This is a genomic window from Allobosea sp. LjRoot90 (genome assembly GCF_964254315.1).
Classification (GTDB): Bacteria; Pseudomonadota; Alphaproteobacteria; order Rhizobiales; family Beijerinckiaceae; genus Allobosea.
In genome coordinates this window covers 129,919-148,061 of sequence record NZ_CAXUTF020000007.1, presented here as the reverse complement: position 1 = coordinate 148,061, position 18,143 = coordinate 129,919, and the positions used below count along the sequence as shown (strand labels likewise).

14 protein-coding genes are annotated in these 18,143 nt (G+C 67.5%); 3 read left to right on the top strand and 11 right to left on the bottom strand.

The features are described from left to right. The first annotated feature begins 1 nt into the window (after position 1). A complete protein-coding gene (locus ACSQ3M_RS22940) occupies positions 2-2,302 on the top strand; it encodes a PAS domain-containing sensor histidine kinase (protein WP_436152385.1) in 2,301 nt (766 codons plus the stop codon). Positions 2,303-2,467: 165 nt separating this feature from the next. Then, a complete protein-coding gene (locus ACSQ3M_RS22935) occupies positions 2,468-4,192 on the top strand; it encodes a sensor domain-containing diguanylate cyclase (RefSeq protein WP_436152384.1) in 1,725 nt (574 codons plus the stop codon). A 14-nt stretch (positions 4,193-4,206) separates the two neighbouring features. On the opposite strand, the gene ACSQ3M_RS22930 is transcribed toward ACSQ3M_RS22935, so the two are convergent. The 4 genes from ACSQ3M_RS22930 to ACSQ3M_RS22915 form a co-directional block, all read right to left on the bottom strand. After that, a complete protein-coding gene (locus tag ACSQ3M_RS22930) occupies positions 4,207-7,161 on the bottom strand; it encodes a bifunctional [glutamine synthetase] adenylyltransferase/[glutamine synthetase]-adenylyl-L-tyrosine phosphorylase (RefSeq protein WP_436152383.1) in 2,955 nt (984 codons plus the stop codon). Positions 7,162-7,207: 46 nt separating this feature from the next. Next, positions 7,208-8,725, bottom strand: coding sequence for an ATP-binding protein (locus ACSQ3M_RS22925; protein WP_436152382.1), 1,518 nt, complete (start codon positions 8,723-8,725; stop codon positions 7,208-7,210). Further along, positions 8,709-9,392, bottom strand: coding sequence for a winged helix-turn-helix domain-containing protein (locus tag ACSQ3M_RS22920; protein WP_436152381.1), 684 nt, complete (start codon positions 9,390-9,392; stop codon positions 8,709-8,711). The genes ACSQ3M_RS22925 and ACSQ3M_RS22920 overlap by 17 nt, the downstream gene beginning before the upstream one ends. Positions 9,393-9,581: 189 nt before the next feature. Beyond that, positions 9,582-10,820, bottom strand: coding sequence for a trypsin-like peptidase domain-containing protein (locus tag ACSQ3M_RS22915; protein ID WP_436152380.1), 1,239 nt, complete (start codon positions 10,818-10,820; stop codon positions 9,582-9,584). A 193-nt stretch (positions 10,821-11,013) separates the two neighbouring features. Here ACSQ3M_RS22915 and ACSQ3M_RS22910 point away from each other — a divergent pair, with 193 nt between their 5' ends. Then, entirely contained in the window at positions 11,014-11,529 is a 516-nt protein-coding gene (locus ACSQ3M_RS22910) for a hypothetical protein (protein ID WP_436152379.1), read from the top strand. 6 nt (positions 11,530-11,535) lie between these two features. Here ACSQ3M_RS22910 and ACSQ3M_RS22905 read toward each other — a convergent pair whose 3' ends face one another. From ACSQ3M_RS22905 to ACSQ3M_RS22875, 7 genes are all read right to left on the bottom strand, one after another. After that, positions 11,536-11,997 carry a cytochrome c-type biogenesis protein gene (locus tag ACSQ3M_RS22905; protein ID WP_436152378.1) on the bottom strand — a complete coding sequence of 154 codons (462 nt, stop codon included), beginning with the start codon at positions 11,995-11,997 and terminating at the stop codon, positions 11,536-11,538. 5 nt (positions 11,998-12,002) lie between these two features. Then, the gene (locus ACSQ3M_RS22900; RefSeq protein ID WP_436152377.1) at positions 12,003-13,985 is read right to left on the bottom strand and encodes a heme lyase CcmF/NrfE family subunit; all 1,983 of its coding nucleotides are present in this window, start codon (positions 13,983-13,985) and stop codon (positions 12,003-12,005) included. A 10-nt stretch (positions 13,986-13,995) separates the two neighbouring features. After that, entirely contained in the window at positions 13,996-14,469 is a 474-nt protein-coding gene (gene ccmE / locus ACSQ3M_RS22895) for a cytochrome c maturation protein CcmE (protein WP_436152551.1), read from the bottom strand. 41 nt (positions 14,470-14,510) lie between these two features. Further along, positions 14,511-15,614 (bottom strand): c-type cytochrome biogenesis protein CcmI, encoded by a 1,104-nt coding sequence (gene ccmI / locus ACSQ3M_RS22890; protein WP_436152376.1) that lies wholly within the window; start codon positions 15,612-15,614, stop codon positions 14,511-14,513. 76 nt (positions 15,615-15,690) lie between these two features. Then, on the bottom strand, positions 15,691-17,067 hold the full coding sequence (locus ACSQ3M_RS22885) for an ATP-binding protein (protein WP_436152375.1): 1,377 nt from the start codon (positions 17,065-17,067) through the stop codon (positions 15,691-15,693). Positions 17,068-17,074: 7 nt separating this feature from the next. Continuing rightward, complete coding sequence (locus ACSQ3M_RS22880; RefSeq protein WP_110490706.1) at positions 17,075-17,737, bottom strand: response regulator transcription factor; 663 nt, start codon at positions 17,735-17,737, stop codon at positions 17,075-17,077. Between the two features lie 46 nt (positions 17,738-17,783). Continuing rightward, on the bottom strand, positions 17,784-18,104 hold the full coding sequence (locus ACSQ3M_RS22875; RefSeq protein WP_129158242.1) for a PepSY domain-containing protein: 321 nt from the start codon (positions 18,102-18,104) through the stop codon (positions 17,784-17,786). Positions 18,105-18,143: the final 39 nt, after the last annotated feature.

Sequence of the window (18,143 nt, the reverse complement as noted above, 5' to 3'; positions counted from 1 at the left end):
CATGACGCGTGCTGACGCGGCTTGCGCACACGTGCGCGCAAATTCGGTGCTCGGCGTAGCACGATCCCTGACCCATCCGCTCTATCAGCGCTTCGAGCAGATGGAGCCGATCTTCCGGAAAGTCATCCCGGCGCTGGTCGCTGGCTTCGTCCTGCTGCTGGCGCTCGGAGCCTATGTCCAGACCAGCGCATTGCGCGATGATGCACTCGACGACGCAGCAATGGACCTCGACGCGCTCGCCACATTGCTTGTGCGCGAGATCGATCTAGCCTCGAAGGAAGACAAGCGCCCCGAGAGCGCACTCACGACGCTGACCACCAAGCATATCGCCGGCCGCGGCCGCATCGTCTATGTCAGCGACCCGAGCGGCCGTGTTGTCGCCGGAGAGCCGGCGATCGGCGTAAGCGAGCGTAACCTCGTCGACCTTCTCGGTCCGGGACAAGCGCTGACGGTCTTCGCCGACCGGGCCGGGGTCATGCCGATCACGCTGCCCGGCGGGATCGAGGTCCTCGCCACCGTCCGCAACCTTGCTGCACCGCTTGGCCAGGTCGCGGTGCTCCATCCGGTCAAGCGCGCGCTGTCGACCTGGGACGAGCGCCGACGCTCGCTCCTGGTCCTGTTCGGCTCGGCGGCGATCGTGCTCGCCGGCATCACCGCCGCGTTCGTCCTCCAGTCCCGGCGCGCCCGCGCCGCCGACGAGGATTGCGACTGCGTGCGGGATCGCATCGACACCGCGCTCAGCCGTGGCCATTGCGGCCTGTGGGACTGGGACCTGGCCAGGGGCCGGATGTACTGGTCGGATTCGATGTATGCGATGCTCGGCTACGACCGCTCCGGCGAGTACATGTCCTTCGGCGAGGTCAACGCCTTCATCCATCCCGACGACGCCGATCTCTACGGCCTGGCCGATGCGGTCAGCCGCGGCGAGACCAACCATCTCGACCAGGAGTTCCGTGTCCGCAACGCCTCCGGCGAATGGGTCTGGCTCAAGGCCCGGGCCGAGCTGGTCACCGACCGCCGGACCCATGCGCAGCACCTCGTCGGCATCGTCGTCGACATCTCCGAGCAGCGCCGCATGGCGGCCCGCACCGCGACGTCCGACGCCCGGCTGCGCGACGCGGTCGAGGCGATCTCGGAGGCCTTCGTCCTCTGGGATGCCGAGCAGAAGCTCGTGCTCTGCAATGCCAAGTACCAGCAGCTGCACATGCTGTCGCCGGAGCTGATGCGCACCGGCACGAGCTATGAGCAGATCATGAGCCATAGCGCCCAGCCGAGCATCGACCGCGAGCCGGTCCGCAGCTCGCGCCCGGGCTCGGGTAGCCACTCCTACGAGGCGAAGCTCTCGGACGGGCGCTGGCTGCAGATCAACGGACGCCGGACCAAGGATGGCGGCTCGGTCTCGGTCGGCACCGATATCACCATGCTGAAGCAGCAGGAGGAGCGCCTGACCCGCTCCGAGCACGAGCTGCTCAAGACCGTCACCGATCTCAAGTCGTCGCGGCAGAAACTGGAGGCGCAAGCCCAGCAGCTCGCCGAACTCGCCGAACTCTATCTCGAGCAGAAGGCCTCGGCCGAAACCGCCAACCGCGCCAAATCGGAATTCCTCGCCAATATGAGCCATGAGCTGCGCACGCCGCTCAACGCCATCCTCGGCTTCTCCGAGATCATGGATGACGGATTGTTCGGCCCGCTCGGCTCCGAGCGTTATGTCGAATATGTCCGCGACATCCGCTCCAGCGGCGGCTACCTGCTCGCGGTGATCAACGACATCCTCAACATGGCCCGGATCGAGGCCGGCAAGATCGAGCTCGAGAAGACGGATGTCGCGCTCGACCTCGTGGTCGGCGAAGCGATCAACTGTCATCGCGAGGCGATCGCGCACAAGCGGCTCTCCCTCACCAGCGATATCGGCAGCGATCTGCGCCTTGAGGCGGACTCGCACGCCCTCTTCCAGATCGTCGGCAATCTCGTCGACAACGCCATCAAGTTCACGCCCGAGGGCGGCCAGATCGCGGTCCGCGTCAAGCCGGCGCCCGACGCACTCAACCTCTATGTCGAGGATTCCGGCATCGGCATTCCACGCGAGAAGCTCGGCCGCATCGGCCGCCCATTCGAGCAGGTCGAGGGCGAGCTGGCGCGCAGTCATGGCGGCTCCGGCCTCGGCCTCGCCATAGCCCGCTCTCTCGCCGAGCTGCATGGCGGCTCGCTCCGGATCCGCTCGATCATGGGCTCGGGTACGATCGTGATGGTTCACCTGCCGCTGCGGCACAGGGCCGACGAGGCGATCGCGGCGGCGGCCTGAGCCCATTCCGCAGGATCGCAGTGACCGCCCGATGCCGCGAAACCTCACGGCATTCTTCAGCGCCTCTTAACCCAGCAACTTGACGAAGCCTCAACCCAGCGGGGGCAAGCCTGCCTCGAGCAGTCGCGCCGACCCACCAGCCGGTGCGTTTCCGGGGTTAGAGCAATGCAAACCCATCTCGCATCCGACGGCCCGCAGGCCGGCCGAAAGGCGGGCGGCGCGCTGAGGCGCTCGTCGATGGTGACGATCGCCTTCCTCGCCGCGATGATCGCGCTGGTCTTTTCCGGCTTCGTTTACATCAGCCACCAGCAGGCACTGGTGGACGAGGTGCGCAAGAGCGCCAGGACCTTACGCGTCGCACGCCAGGCGGTGATGGAAACCGGTGCCACCGTCGCCGATCTGATGATCAGGCACGACAGCGAGCCCAAGCTGTTCAGCTACGCCAAGGCGCTCAACTGGCTGAACACCTTCCCTCAAGACAGTTTCCCCAGGACCGCCTTGCGCAGGACGGAAGAGGTTCCGACGAGCGCCATCCTCACAGCACTCAAGGCCGGCTGGGCCGATACGGTCTCGGCGGTTATCGCAAAGCAGCCCGAGATCGCGCAATCGGTCTATGTAGCCCGCGAGATCCGGCCGAACACGACGATCCTCACCGACGCGATCCTGGCCGATCTGACCAGGAAGGAAGCGATCGAGGCCTCGCTCAATCGCAGGATCGCCGGTGCGACGAGCATCGTGCTGGGTCTGCAGATCATGACGGGCGCCTTCTGCATCCTCGCCTTCCTCGGCGCTTCGCGCAGCAGTGCGCGTGACGCCAGGGCGCGCGACCTCGCGGTCGGCAGTGCGAACGCATCGCGCGAGCAGGTCTCGCGCCTGTTCGAGATGACCGAGATGCTGCAGAGCGCTCTGGACCTTGGCGACGCCAATGCCGTGCTGCGCGCGGCTGCAGCCGATCTCGTCCCCGACCTCGGCGGCGCACTCTATGTCTTCAACAACTCGCGCGACCGCCTCACGCTGTCGACCAGCTGGGGACGCCCGAACCGGGAAGCGTTGCCGGATGCGATCGGACTGCAGCAGTGCTGGGCGCTGAAGCGCGGCAAACCGCACATCAATCATCCGAGCTCGCACAAGCTTCGCTGCGAGCACTACAACGTCAGCGATTACGCGCTGGAGATCCCGATGATCGCCCGCGGCGAGATCCTCGGCCTTCTGCAGATCTATTGCGACGGCGATCAGGCCGAGAAGCGCCTCAAGGACGTAGCAAGCATCGGCGCCGCGCTCGCCGACGCCATGTCGCTCGCGCTCTCGAACATCGCCCTGCGCGACAAGCTGCGCAGCCAGGCGCTACGTGATCCGCTGACCGGCCTCTATAACCGCCGCTACATGGAGGATGCGCTCGAGCGCGTCGTCCGCCTGGCCGAGCGCGAGAAGACCGAGGTCTCGGTGATCATGATTGATCTCGATCACTTCAAGCGCCTCAACGACCAGCACGGCCATGCCAAGGGCGATGCCGTGCTGCGCGACACGGCCGCCGCAATCACCAACCAGCTGCGCGAGACCGATATCGCCTGCCGCTATGGCGGCGAGGAACTCATCGTGGTGCTGCCCAATTGCGGGTTGGAGATGGCCGCGGCCAAAGCCGAAGGCATCAGGGTCAGCATCGAAGCCCTGTCGGAGCTGAACGGAGCCCAGGTCTCCGCCTCCCTCGGTGTCGCCTGCGCACCACTCACCTCGAACTCGACGCGCGAGCTGCTCGCCAATTCCGACGCCGCGCTCTATCGCGCGAAACAGGAGGGCCGGAACCGGGTCGTGCGGGCGCCGGCCCAGAAAACCAAGGGCTCGCGGCCGGAGCCGGTCGAGCCGCCGGTCAAGCTGACCGCAGCGGAGTAAGGCCGGAGCGGCAATCAGGCAGCGCGCGCGCCGCCCAGCAGGCGCTTGAAGATCGCGCGTACGGCGCTGCGCGTCTCGTCGAGCTCGGCCTTCAGCATCTTGGCGTCGGGCAAGCCGACCGCGGTTGCGATCCGCCTCAGGACGCGCTCCGGCACGGCCTTGGGATCGAAGCTCTCCTCCACCGCGAAACGCTGCCAGAGCTGGACGTCGCCGATGAAGCGCGCCGCGCCCGCGAGCCTCTCGGCATCCTCGGCTGCGATGACACCGGTATCGCGCGCCGCAAGGAAGACCCCCGCGGTGGTGCGGGCGAGAAGCTGCGGATGGTCGTGGCCATGGGCCAGCACCAGGAACTGCGCGAGGAAATCGAGATCGGTCAGCCCTCCGGCAGCGAGCTTCAAATCCCAGGGATCGCTCTCGCCCTTCTCCTTGGCGATCAGCGCCCGCATCTCGGCGACGGCCGCCGCGACCTTGGCCGGCTCGCGCTTGCGCAGGAGAATGTCCCGGATCGCGGCCTCCACCTTCGCCCGCAGGCCGGCGTCGCCGGCAACGACGCGGGCGCGGGTCAGCGCCATCTCCTCCCAGATCTCGGCCTCGCCCTGATGATAGGCTTTGAAGCCTTCGAACTGCGTCGCTGCCGGGCTCTTGTTGCCGGAGGGCCGCAAGCGCATGTCGACCTGGTAGAGCGTGCCGCGCCGGGTCGGCACCGTCAGCGCCGCGACCAGCCGCTGGGTAAAACGGACATGCCAGGTGACGGGGTCGAGCGGACGCCCGCCATCGCTGGCCTCGGCGTCGTCCGGCCGCTCATAGAGCAGCATGACGTCGAGATCGGATGAGGGCGTGAGTTCACCGGCGCCGAGACGGCCCATGCCGAGCACCACGGCCTCGGCACCCGCAACGAGGCCATGGTCGGTGGCAAAGGCGGCGCGGGTGTCGTCGAAGGCGGTGCGGATGCAGGCCTCCGCGACCGCCGCATAACCCTGCGCCGCCTGTTCGGCATTGACCACGCCGGAGAGCAGCCGGGCACCGACGAGGAAGTTCTCCTGCCGGGCAGCATCACGCATGCGGTCGAGCCCGTCCTCGACGCTGGGTGGCGGCATGCCGACCATGGCGCGCACGCGCTGTGCCACCCGCTCGGCATCGTGGCGCGGGGCGCTGAAGGCGGGGTCGATCACCGCATCGAGCACATGCGGATAGAGCGCCGCGACCTTGGCGAGGCGCGGCGCGCTGCCGAGGATTTCGGCGAAGAGCTGCAGCAGGGCCTCGTGCGAGCGCAGCAGGGTCAGCAATTCGACCGCCGCCGGCATGCGCACGAAGGCATTGTCGAGATGGGCGAGCGCGCCGTCCGGATCGGTGGTGCGGCCGAGCGCGACCAGCAGCGCCGGCGTCAGCTCGGTCAGTACCTCGCGGGCGCGGGCGCTGGTAACGGCGGCGCGGCGACCGAAATGCCAGCCACGCACGGTCTCGGCCGCGGCTGGCGGCTGGCGGAAGCCGAGTTTAGTCAGCGTCGCCAGGGTCTCAGGATCGTTCTCGGTGCCGGTGAAGGAGAGCGAGCCGGCCTCGCTGGCAAGGCTTGGGGCATCCTCGAACAACAAGGCGTAGTGGCTCTCGACGCGCCTTGCGTGCGCCTCCAGATCCTTGCCGAAGGCCTTGGCCGAGGGGTAGCCGCAGAAGCGGGCGAAGGCATCGAGATCGGCGCCGTCCGTCGGCAGCGTCTGCGTCTGCTCGTCATGGCGCATCTGCAGCCGGTGCTCGATGGTGCGCAGCCAGCAATAGGATTCCGTCAGCTCGTCGCGGGCCTGCGGGCTGATCCAGTTCTCCTTGGTCAGTTCGCCCAGCATGTCGAGCGTGCGCGGTCCGCGCAGCGCCGGGCGCCTTCCGCCGAAGACGAGCTGCTGGGTCTGGACGAAGAATTCGATCTCGCGAATGCCGCCACGGCCGAGCTTGACGTTGTGGCCGGGCAAGCTGAGCGTCTCGAAGCCCTTCACCGACTGGATCTGGCGCTTCATCGCATGGATGTCGGCGATGGCGGCGAAGTCGAAATATTTGCGCCAGATGAAAGGCGCGAGATCGGCAATGAAACGGCGGCCGAGATCGAGATCGCCGGCGACGGGCCGCGCCTTAATCATCGCAGCGCGTTCCCAGTTCTGGCCGACGGTCTCGTAATAGGCATAGGCAGTCGGCAAGGCGACCGCGACATGAGTCGAGCCCGGATCGGGCCGCAGGCGCAGGTCGACGCGAAAGACATAGCCGTCCGGCGTGCGCTCCTGGATGATGCGGGCGATCTGCTGGGTGAGCTTGACGAAGAAGCTCGACGGCTCGCCGACGCCGGCGGCCTCGGCCATCTCCGGATCGAAGAAGACGACGATGTCGATGTCGGAGGAGTAGTTCAGCTCGCCGGCGCCATGCTTGCCGAGCGCCAGCACGACGAGACCCGAGCCCTTGCCGGGTTCGGCCGGGTCGGGAAGCTCGATCCGGCCGAGGCCGGCGGCCTGATGCAGCGCATGTTCGCTCGCGAGTTTCACCGCCATGTCGGCGGTGGCGCTGAGTGCCGCGGTGACCGTCTCCACCTGCCAGACGCCACCGATATCGGCGAGCGCGAGCAGGAGCGCCATCGCCTGCCGAAAGCGGCGCAGCTCGCGCATCAGGTCGGCGGTCGCCGTCTCCGGTGTGGCGAAGCTGGCGATGCCGGCCAGCAGCGCGTCGCGGCGCTCATCGGGGTCGGTCGTCAGCGAGGCGAGCAACCCCTCCGGATCGCGCCGCATGATCTGGGTCAGGAAGGGCGAATGGGCGAGGATGCCTGCGACCAGCGCGGCCGAGGCGTCATTCCCAGCAAGGTGCGCGACCAGCCGCTCGCCAGAACCGGCGTCGAACAGGCGCTCGATTAGCTCCTCGCGCCAGAGCGCCTCGACCTTGCGGCGCGCCGGCAGGACAGGCGCTGCCTTGAGGCGCTCGCATAACGGCTCGCCCACACTGACCTCCGCGACGACCGGCTCAAGGGAGCCTTTCAGCTCTTGATCAAGCCGACTGGAACCCTGCCCCGTTCGGCTGCGATGTCGAGCCCGCAGGCGCCTCCGGGAGAGGCCTGTCCACAGAAGGCGGCGCAACCGGCAGCAACATCACGACATCGAGCCCCGGCGCATTGTCCGACAGGCGGATCGCACCGCCGTGCAAATGCGCGACCGCCGAAGCGAGCGCGAGCCCGAGCCCGAAACCCGGCTTCGTACGACTCTGGTCGAGCCGGACGAAACGCTCGAGCACACGGCCGCGATCTGCTTCGGGAATGCCGGCGCCGTGATCGGCGACGCCGAGCTCGATCGTTTCGCCGATACGCTTTGCCGTGACCGCCACGGTCGCGGGCGCATCTCCTTCCGGCTTGCCGTATTTCAGCGCGTTGTCGATCAGATTGGCCAGCGCCTGGCCGATCAGCTCGCGATTGCCGGTAAACGACAGGTCGGGCTCGACCGAGGCGGACAAAGTGAGCCCCGCCTCCTCGGCCAGTGGCTCGTAAAGCTCGGAGAGCCCATCGACGATCTCGGCGAGGTCGAGCGGCGCCATGCTGTCGGTGATCTGGCGGGTCTCGAGCCGCGCGATCATCAGGAGCGCGTTGAACACGCGGATCAGCCCGTCCGCTTCCTCGATCGCGCCGTCGAGCGCGGTGCGCAACTGCTCGGGCGACTGCGCCGTGCGCAAGGCCTCCTCGGCGCGGTTGCGCAGGCGGGTCAGCGGCGTCTTGAGGTCGTGGGCGATATTGTCCGAGACCTGCTGCATGCCGCTCATCAGCTCGCCGATCCGGTCGAGCATGGCGTTGAGGTTCTCGGCCAGCCGATCGAGCTCGTCGCCGGTGCCGGCGATGGCGAGCCGGCCCTTCAGGTCGCCGGCCATGATCGAGCGGGCGGTGTCGTTCATGCCGTCGATGCGCTTCAGCACGCGTCGCGCCACGAACCAGCCGGCGAAGCAGCCGAGCACGACGACGAGCAGGAACGACCAGGCTGCGGCGCGCTTGATGACGACGCGCAGGCGCTCACGTTCCTCGACATCGCGGCCGACCAGCAGGCGAAAGCCCGCCGGCAGCATGAAGACGCGGACGATGGCGTGGTTGGTCTGGTCAAGCGCCTCGGATGAGCGGGCGTACTCGATCTCGCTCTCGCCCTGGCGGTCGAGCGTGCCCGGCGGCAGCGCCTCGATATTGCCGGCGATGCGCTCGCCCAGCGGCGTGGTGACGAGATAGAGCGAGGCGCCCGGCCCGCGCGAGCGCCGCTCGATGACCTGGACGAGCCGCCTGATGCCGCCGAGACGCTGCTGCTCGGCCAGGCCCTGGATCTCGGCGTCGATGGTCGAGCGGATCTGATCGTCGAGCAGGTTCTTGGCGTTCCAGGCGACATAGCCCAGCACGAAGACGGCAAAGAGCGCGAAGACGATAAGATACAGCGCCGTCAGCTTGAAAGCCGTTGTACGCACGAGATGCGGCAGGAAGCGCAGGCGGCCGGACGACGCTCCGGCTTCCGGGACCCGGCGATCAGCGAGCTGAGTCACGGACCATGTATCCCGCGCCGCGGATGGTGTGGATCATCGGGTGCTCGAAACCCTTGTCGACCTTGGAACGCAGCCGCGAGACATGCACGTCGATGACATTGGTCTGCGGATCGAAGTGATAATCCCAGACGTTCTCGAGCAGCATGGTGCGGGTCACGACCTGTCCGGCATGCTTCATCAGATATTCGAGCAGGCGGAACTCGCGCGGCTGCAGCACGATCTCCTCGCCGGCGCGGGTGACGCGGTGCGCCAGCCTGTCGAGCAGGAGATCGCCGACGCGATAGCTCGTCGGCTCGGAGGCCGGTGCGCCGCGACGGCGCGAGAGCACCTCGACCCGGGCGAGCAATTCGGAGAAGGCATAGGGCTTGGGCAGGTAATCGTCGCCACCGGCCCGGAGACCCTTCACCCGGTCGTCGACCTGGGCGAGCGCCGAGAGGATCAGCGCCGGCACCGTCTCGCCCTGCTCGCGCAATGAGCGGATCACCGAGAGCCCGTCCATCCGTGGCAGCATGCGATCGACGACGAGCACGTCGTAGCCGCCGCCCTGCGCCATGGCGTAGCCCTCGAGCCCGTCAGGGGCATGGTCGGCGACGTGGCCGGCCTCGCGAAAGGCCTTAACCAGATAGGCTGCCGCCTCGGCGTCGTCTTCAACGATCAGGAGTCGCATGGCGGCAACCTAACTCAAGCAAACGAAAAGCGGCAGGTCGGAGGTGACGATCCGACCTGCCGCCGTGACGGCTGGCATTCCCGGCAGGGGGCGACGTGACAACCGGGGGAAACCATCCGCCCGGACAATGCTCTTGCAGATGAACTGAACGCTACGCGCAAGAGCATGCCCGATCTGGATAGGCCCGGGTCAGGCCGCCGGCTGGCGTCCGACCTCGAACGAGACCTCGCGCTCCTTGCCATCGCGCCAGATGGTCAGGCTCGTCTTGGCGCCGGGCGCGAAGGTCGCGATCTTGCGCGAGAGCTCGCGGGCGTCGGCGATCTTCTCGCCGTTGACGGCAAGGATAGTGTCGCCGCGCTTCAGGCCGGCCTTGGCGGCCGGGCCATTGGCCTGCGCCTCGGCGATCAGCGCGCCCTTGGCATCCTTCAGGCCGATGGCGTCGGCAACCTCGGCGGTGACCGGCTGAATCTGCACGCCGATAAAGCCGCGGGCGACCGAGCCGTGCTCCTTGAGCTGCTCGACGACGCTCTGGACGGTGGCGGCGGGAATCGCGAAGGCGATGCCGACATTGCCGCCGGAGGGCGAGTAGATCGCAGTGTTGACGCCGACGACCTCGCCCTTCTGGTTGAAGGTCGGACCGCCGGAATTGCCGCGATTCACCGCCGCGTCGATCTGCAGGAAGTCGTCATACGGGCCGGAGCCGATATCGCGCCCTTGCGCCGAGACGATGCCCGCGGTCACGGTGCCGCCGAGGCCGAACGGATTGCCGACCGCAAGCACCCATTCACCGGTGCGGGGCTTGCCCGCAGCGAGCTGGACAAAGGGATAGTTGCCGGACTCGTTGACCTTGAGCAGTGCGAGATCAGTGCGGGGATCGGTGCCGATCACCTTGGCCGAAAGGGTCTTGCCGCTGTCGGTGACGAGCTGAACCTCGGCCGCGTTGGCGACGACATGGTTGTTGGTGACGACATAGCCGTCCTGGCTGACGAAGAAGCCCGAGCCCTGCGAGAGCTGGACGCGCGGCTGCTGCTGCGGCCCGCGCGGGCTCGCGCCCTCCTCGCCAAAGCGGCGGAAGAAGCGCTCGAGCGGGTGGCCGGGCGGCAGGCCTTCGACACCGGCCGGGCCGCTCTCCTCGTCGGCGCTGGCGACGACCTTGGCCTTGACGCGGACCGAGACGACGGCGGGCTTAACCCGGTCGACCACATCGGCGAAGGACGGCAGCTGCGTCTGCTGCAGGCCGGAGAGCTGGATCGGCTGCGCGTTGGCGGCACCGTGAGTGTTCAGGAAATTGTCGGCGAGACCGGCCATCAGGCCGATGCTGAGCGTCGCCGCGCCGGCGACGATCGCGCCGCGCTTCAGGATCGAGCGGGCGGTGGCCGGCGAACGAACGGTGGTGTCGGCGGTGTTGTTGGACTCTGGGGTGATCATGGTTCTGACCTCGATGCGGAAGGCAGGCCTTCCCTGCTTCGTGAGGTGGACCATGACGGGCGGCGCCTTACCTGGATTTCGCCCGATGATGACAGTTTCGTAAGGTTGGCGGGGCATCGGGCAGGAGTTGGCTTGACGCCGGATCGGTCACGATGCTCCCTACAGTCGATGCGCGCGATAAGAGCAGGCCGACATGAAACACGCGATTGGTTGTATCGCCCTCGCCGCATTGATGCTCACCGGGGAAGGCGCCCTGGCGCAAGACATGCCCGCTTACGAAACCGGAATACGCCTTGCGCAGCGACGCGGCTACGACAACCCTGAATGCTATGGGCGGGTCTTCGCCAAGCATGCGGTGGTCAGAGAAAAACCCGACGGGCGAAGAAGCTGGGTTGCTGCCTCGACACCGACCTACAACGCCGAACTGCAACGCCGCTGCGGCGTCGACCGACTGGGTGATCTGAGGCAGAGGCGACAGCAGCCGGGCCCGGTCACGTCGCAATATCGCGGCGGAGCTTACCAGGCCGGTCTCAGGATCGCTGCCTCGCGAGGCTATTCCGGCGCGGTCGCTGCTTGCTTTGCGCGGGTTTTCGCCAATCAGGCCAGCGTTGGCCCGTCTTCGCTCCGCGCCGGCCGGATGACGTGGGGCGCCTATCTCACACCGTCAATCACAGGCGAAATGCACCGACAATGCGGCATCTCGGTCTGAGCTTGCTCATGAATCGCTGCGCTTCACCAACTCGTCCAGCCTTGCCTGCTCTTCGGCAGTCAGTGTGGCGCTGGCCGGAGCGGCGCTGCGATTGCGCTGGCGCCAGATAAAGACTGCCCCGAACAGCACGATGAGGAAGGGCGCGGCCCAGAGCGCGATTGTGCGCATATTCATCGGCGGGCGCAGCAGGACGAAGTCGCCATAACGGGCGACGACGAAATCGATCACCGCCCCGTCGCTATCACCGGCAGTGAGCCGTTCGCGTACCAGGATGCGCAGATCCTTGGCGAGCGGCGCATCGGAATCGTCGATCGACTGGTTCTGGCAGACCAGGCAGCGCAGGCCGGAGGAGATCCCCCGCGCGCGCTGTTCCAGCGCCGGGTTCTTCAGCACCTCGTCAGGCTGCACGGCAGCAGCCGGAGCCGAGAACGCCGATAGCCCGACCAGGAGGAGCAGGACAGCGCGCATCGGGTTCACTCGGCCGGCTGCGGAAGCGCGGCCGGCGCCGCAACGCGCCGCGGCGCGGCCAGCCGGAAGCGCCGATCGGTGATTGAGAGCCCGCCGCCCGCCGCCATCACCAGTGCGCCGATCCAGATCAGGAGGATCAGCGGCTTGTCGTGCAGCTTGACCGCGATAGCGCCGCTGTCGTCGAGTTCGCCCAGGCTGATATAGGCCTGCCCAAGCCCCTTGGTGCGGATGCCGGCCTCGGTGGTCGGCATGGCGCGCGCAGTATAGACGCGCTTCATCGCCTCGACCGGCTCAAGCTCGCGACCATTGGCGACGATGCGGAAGCGGGCCGCGTCCTCGCGATAGTTCGGCCCGGTGCGCGGCGTCACCGCCTCCAGCGTCACGGTGTAACGGCCACTGGTCATGCTCTCGCCAACCTTGAGCATGCCGATCGCCTCGGTGCCCCAGGCAGTAGCGGCAATGCCGATCACGCTGATACCGACGCCGGCATGGCCGAGCGCGCTACCCCAGGCCGAGCGCGGCAGGCCCTTCGCCCGCGACCAGATCGCCGAGGCGCCGCTGGCACGCGCGACAACGCGCTCGCCGATCTCCCAGAAGGCTCCCACCACCAGGAAGACACCAAGGCCGATACCGAGCGGCGCCAGAACCGGCCCGCCACGGACGAACGCGAAGATCGCCAGCGTCGTGATCACGCCGACGCCGAATGCGATCTGGGCGCGCTGGGCGGCGCCGAGCAGGTCGCCGCGCTTCCAGGCCAGTGTCTGGCCGATCGGCAGCAGCAGCAGGAGCGGCACCAAGAGCGGCACGAAGGTGGCGTTGAAGAAGGGTGGGCCGACCGAGATTTTGTCGCCGGTCACCATCTCCAGCACCAGCGGATAGAGCGTTCCGATGAAGACGGTGGCGCAAGCGGTCGCCAGGAAGAGGTTGTTGACGACGAGCGCGCTCTCCCGCGAGACCGGCGCGAACAGGCCGCCTTGCTTCAAAAGCGGTGCGCGCCAGGCGAACAGCGCCAGCGAGCCACCGATGAAGACGATCAGGATGCCGAGGATGAACAGGCCGCGCTGCGGATCGCTGGCGAAGGAATGCACCGAGGTCAGCACGCCGGAGCGGACGATGAAGGTGCCGAGCAGCGAGAGCGAGAAGGTCAGGATGGCGAGCAGGATCGTCCAGACCTTGAGGGCGTCGCGCTTCTCCATCACCACGGTCGAGTGGATCAGCGCCGTCCCGGCGAGCCAGGGCATCAGCGAGGCGTTCTCGACAGGGTCCCAGAACCACCAGCCACCCCAACCGAGCTCGTAATAGGCCCAGTAAGAGCCCATCGCGATGCCGAGCGTCAGGAAAGTCCAGGCCAGCAAGGTCCAGGGCCGGACGGCGCGCGCCCACACCGCGTCGATCTTGCCCTCGATCAGTGCCGCGACGGCGAAGGCATAGGTGATCGAGAACCCGACATAGCCGACATAGAGCAGCGGCGGGTGGATCGCGAGGCCGAGGTCCTGCAGAATCGGGTTGAGATCCTGCCCCTCGCCCGGCGCCGGAACGAGCCGCCGGAACGGGTTCGAGGTCAGCAGCGTGAAGGCGAGGAAGGCAACGCTGACGCTGCCTTGAGCCGCGAGCGTGCCGGCCCGCAGCTTCGCCGGCAACGAGCGGCGCGACAGCGCAACCAGCGCCCCGAACAGGACCAGGATAAGGACCCAGAGCAGCATCGAGCCCTCATGGTTCCCCCAGACCGCGGTCAGCTTGTAGATCAGCGGCTGCGTCGAATGCGAATTGGCGACGACGTTCTCGACCGAGAAATCGGATGTCGCGTAGGACATCATCAGGCAGCCGAAGGAGAGCGCGACCAGAAGGAAGCAGGCGATTGCCGCCGCCGGGCCGACCGAGGCCAGGGCCGCGTCGTTCCTGGCCACGCCCCAGAGCGGCACGATCGTCTGGACGACCGCGACACCGAGCGCCAACGCCAAAGCGAAATGGCCGATTTCGACGAACATCGGAGCGGCCCTACTTCATCGCCGGCGCTGCGGGCGCGCCGGCCTTGGTTTCGCCGGGCTGCCAATGGCCCTGCTTCTTCAATGCATCAGCGACTTCGCGCGGCATATAGGTCTCGTCATGCTTGGCGAGGACGGAATCGGCGCGGAAACGCCCCGGCGCTTCGAGCACGCCTTCGGTCACCACACCCTGCCCTTCGCGGAAAAGATCCGGCAGCAGGCCGGTGTAGCTGACCATGGTCCTGGTTTTCCCGTCGGTGACGGCAAAGCTGACCCGCTGATTGGGGCCGCGCTCGACCGATCCAGTCTCGATGAGGCCGCCCAGGCGCAAGCGTGTGCCGGGCGTGAGACCCTTCTCGACGATCTCGGTCGGTCCGTAGAAGAAAACGATCGAATCCCGGAGTGCGTAGGCGACCAGCCCGGCTGCGAGGCCGAGCACGACACCGACCGAGGCGATCACGACGAGACGGCGCTGCTTGCGTGTCAAGCGCTTGCGCGGCGGCGTGGCGGAGATACCGGCCTGGACGGTCATCGCGCCGCCTCCTGCAGGCCGAGCTCGGTGCGCAAGCCATCGAGAGCGGAAGCTGCGGCTCGATCGGAGGCCAGACGCTCGCGGGCGGTGGACAGCGACTTCTGCGCCGCCTCGCGTTCGCCAAGGACGGCTTGCGAGCGGATTAGGCGCGACCAGTCGGCAAGACTGCCGCCGCCCTCGGCGAGGCGCGCGGCGAGGCCGTCGACCATGCCGCGGATCGCCGTCATACGCTCGGCCTCGGGCAGGCTGGCGATCGCATCGGCCGGAGCAGAGGAACGCTCCAATTCTTCGAGGCGTGCACGCACCGTAGACGTCCAGGGCGCGTCGGTCGGCGCATCGGCGAGCAGGGCCTTGAGCGCCGCGATCGCGGCCGGCACCTGCCCGTCCTGTTCCTGGGCGATCGCCATGAAAAAGCGGGCACGCGGATTGGCCGGATCGAGCTTCAGCGCCTCGGCCAGGCTTGAGCGCGCCGCGGCCGTGACGACGCCTCCCGCGGCAAGCATTTGCGCCTCGGCCTGGCCGCCCTGACGCTCGGTCGTCGCGCCATCATAGCGGATCGCGTTGGCGAAGGCCTTTGCAGCGTCGTCAAAACGCCCCTGACGCAGATAGACCGGAGCGAGCACGCTCCAGCCCTTGCCGTCGGTGGGGTTGGCGGCGAGATGGGACTCGATCCGTGCCAGCGCCAGCTCGAAATCCTGCGCCGGATTGGCCTTCATCCGCGCCGCGAGCGGCTGGTCTGGCGTCGTCGGCGAGCCGTAGGCGCCGTAGATCAGCAGCGCGAGCAAGGGCACACAGGACAGCGCGATCGCGGATGCCGCGCGGCGTCGCCGCAGGGCCGGCTCGCTCTCGCCGGCCGGCATCGATTCAGTCGCCGTTTCGCGCAGAAGCCGGCGGGCCGCCTCGGCCTTGGCCGCCTCGGCCTCTACGCCGCCGATCAGCTTGCGGCCGAGGTCGCGATCGATTTCAGCGAGTTGCGCGCGGTAGAGCGCGGTGGCTCCGGCCGTGTCGGCGAAAAGCGTTGGTGCCTGGCGGCCAAGCGGCCAGAGCACCGCCATGACCGCCGCGCCTGTCATGGCCGCGAAGATGATCCAGATCAGCATTCGCCGTTCATAACCGTTCGAAGGTGCCGGTTCATGTCCGAAGATGGCGACAAAGGGTCACGCGGGCAATGCGGCGTCAGACCGCTGGCAGGACGAGGCGGGCCCTGAGGCCGCCGAGCGGCGAACGCTCCAAAGAGAGACCGCCGCCATGAAGCTTGGCGAGATCGACGACGATCGACAGGCCCAAACCAGAGCCCGGCGTCGTCTCGTCAAGCCTGCGGCCGCGCTTGAGAACGTCGGCCATCGCCTCGTCGGGGAGTCCTGGCCCGTCATCATCGATCAGCAGGACGAGACGTCCTTCCGGGGTCTGCGCATCTGGCGCCAGGCTGACCTGCACGTCGGTGCGCGCCCATTTGAAGGCGTTGTCGAGCAGATTGCCGAGCATTTCCTCGAGATCCTGCTTTTCGCCGCGAAAACGGACGCCGACAGGAACAGTGTGACTGCCCTCGATCGCCCTGCCCTGCGCGATCTTCTCGAAGGTCCGGATCAACGCGTCGAGCGAGGGAGCTATCTCTGAAACACCACCGAGGGCGCCGGACAAGGCAGCAGCCCGAGCCCGGTCGAGATAGTACTGGACCTGGTCGCGCATGACCGCGGTCTGATGGCGAATGGTCTGGGACAAAGCACCCTGCCCGGCCTCGGCCTCGTTCTGCATCACGCTGAGAGGCGTCTTGAGCGCGTGGGCGAGATTGCCGACCTGGGTCCGGGCGCGCTCCAGGATTTCGCGGTTGGCGTCGATCAGCTGGTTGAGTTCGCCTGCCAGCGGCGCAAGATCGGGCGGATAGCGCCCGGCGATGCGCGTGCTCTCGCCGGTACGCACCGTCCCAACCGCGGCGCGCAAGCGCGCCAGCGGGCGCAGACCGAAGCGGACCTGGACGATGGTCGAGGCGACCAAAGCGAGACCGAGGAACAGGAAGGTCAGCGTCAGGGCGAAGCGGAAATCGCGGATATCGCCCTCGATCTCATCAGCCGGGGCCGCAACGCCGACGGTGAAGCGACCATCCTCCCCGACATCGATCTCGCGTTCGAGCACGCGCAGGCGCCGTTCGTCGGGGCCGGAGACGTAGCTCTCGCGCAAGCCACGAGCATTCGGCTGCAAATTCTGGTCGAGCAGCTTCGGCAGTTGCCCGCCGACGAGAGAGCGCGAGGTGCGTATCGTCGGGCGCTCGCCGTCGAGCCGGATGATCTGCCAGTACCAACCCGAGAGCGGCAGATCGAAGCGCGGCTCGCCGAGGTCACCGATCGCCTGGCGTTCGGCCTCGGGCGGGGCCGCAAGATCGGCGACCAGCTCCTTGATATAGACACTGAGACGCTCGTCGAAGCCGCGCTCGGCCGCGCGCCGATAGAAGGTGGTGAGGCCGAAGCCAGCGAGGATCAGCACCAGCGCGCAGCAGATCGCGGCCGAAATGAAGAGCCGGGCGCCGAGCGAGAAGCGCTGCCGCGTGACCGGCATGACGGCCTCAGGCTTTCGCGGCAGCGATATAGCCGAGGCCGCGCACGGTCTCGATGACGTCCACACCGAGCTTCTTGCGCAGGCGGCCGACGAAGACCTCGATCGTGTTGGAATCGCGATCGAAGTCCTGATCGTAGAGATGCTCGACCAGCTCGGTGCGCGAGACCACGCGGCCCTGATGATGCATCAGATAGGCGAGCAGCCGGTATTCGTGCGAGGTGAGCTTGACCGGGTTGCCGTCGACGACGACGCGGCTGGCGCGTGTATCGAGACGGACGGGACCGCAGATCAGCTCGGCAGTGGCGTGGCCCGCCGCGCGGCGCAGCAGGGCGCGGACACGGGCGAGCAGTTCCTCGATGTGGAAAGGCTTGACGACATAGTCGTCGGCGCCGGCGTCGAAGCCCGAGACCTTGTCGCTCCAGCGATCGCGGGCCGTCAGGATAAGCACCGGCATGGTCTTGCCAGCCCGGCGCCAGCCCTGCAGCACGGCGACGCCGTCGACCTTGGGCAGGCCGAGATCGAGGATCACCGCGTCATAGGGCTCGGTCTCGCCGAGATAGAGCCCCTCCTCTCCGTCGAAAGCCTTGTCGACGGCATAGCCGGCGTTCTCCAACGCATTGACGATCTGGCGGTTGAGGTCCTTGTCGTCCTCGACGACGAGCAATCGCACGGCGGCTTTTCTCCGATTGGCGGATCAGGAACGCGACATAGCGGAACTAGCGGATATCCGCCACCTTGCCCGAGGCGCCGTCTAGCGTCACCCGGGCGACGCGGCCGTCGCGCTTCATCGTCGTCACCACATAGACGAACTCGTCGCCCTGGCGGCAGAGCCTGATCCGCAGGACCTCGCCGGGCGCGGCGTCGCGGGCATGGCGAGATGCCGTGGCGGGTTGCATGACCTTGCCGTCCGACACAGCCTCGCGCGTTTCCTGCGCCGACAGGCAGGAGATCGGCGGCGGCGAATCGACCGTCTCCACCGGCGAAGCGGTGGCGATGACGAACGCGAAAATCGCGACGTTAGGGTCGAGCAGCATCATCGCTATGGGCTAGCCCGGTATGCGTGAATGCGCCATGAA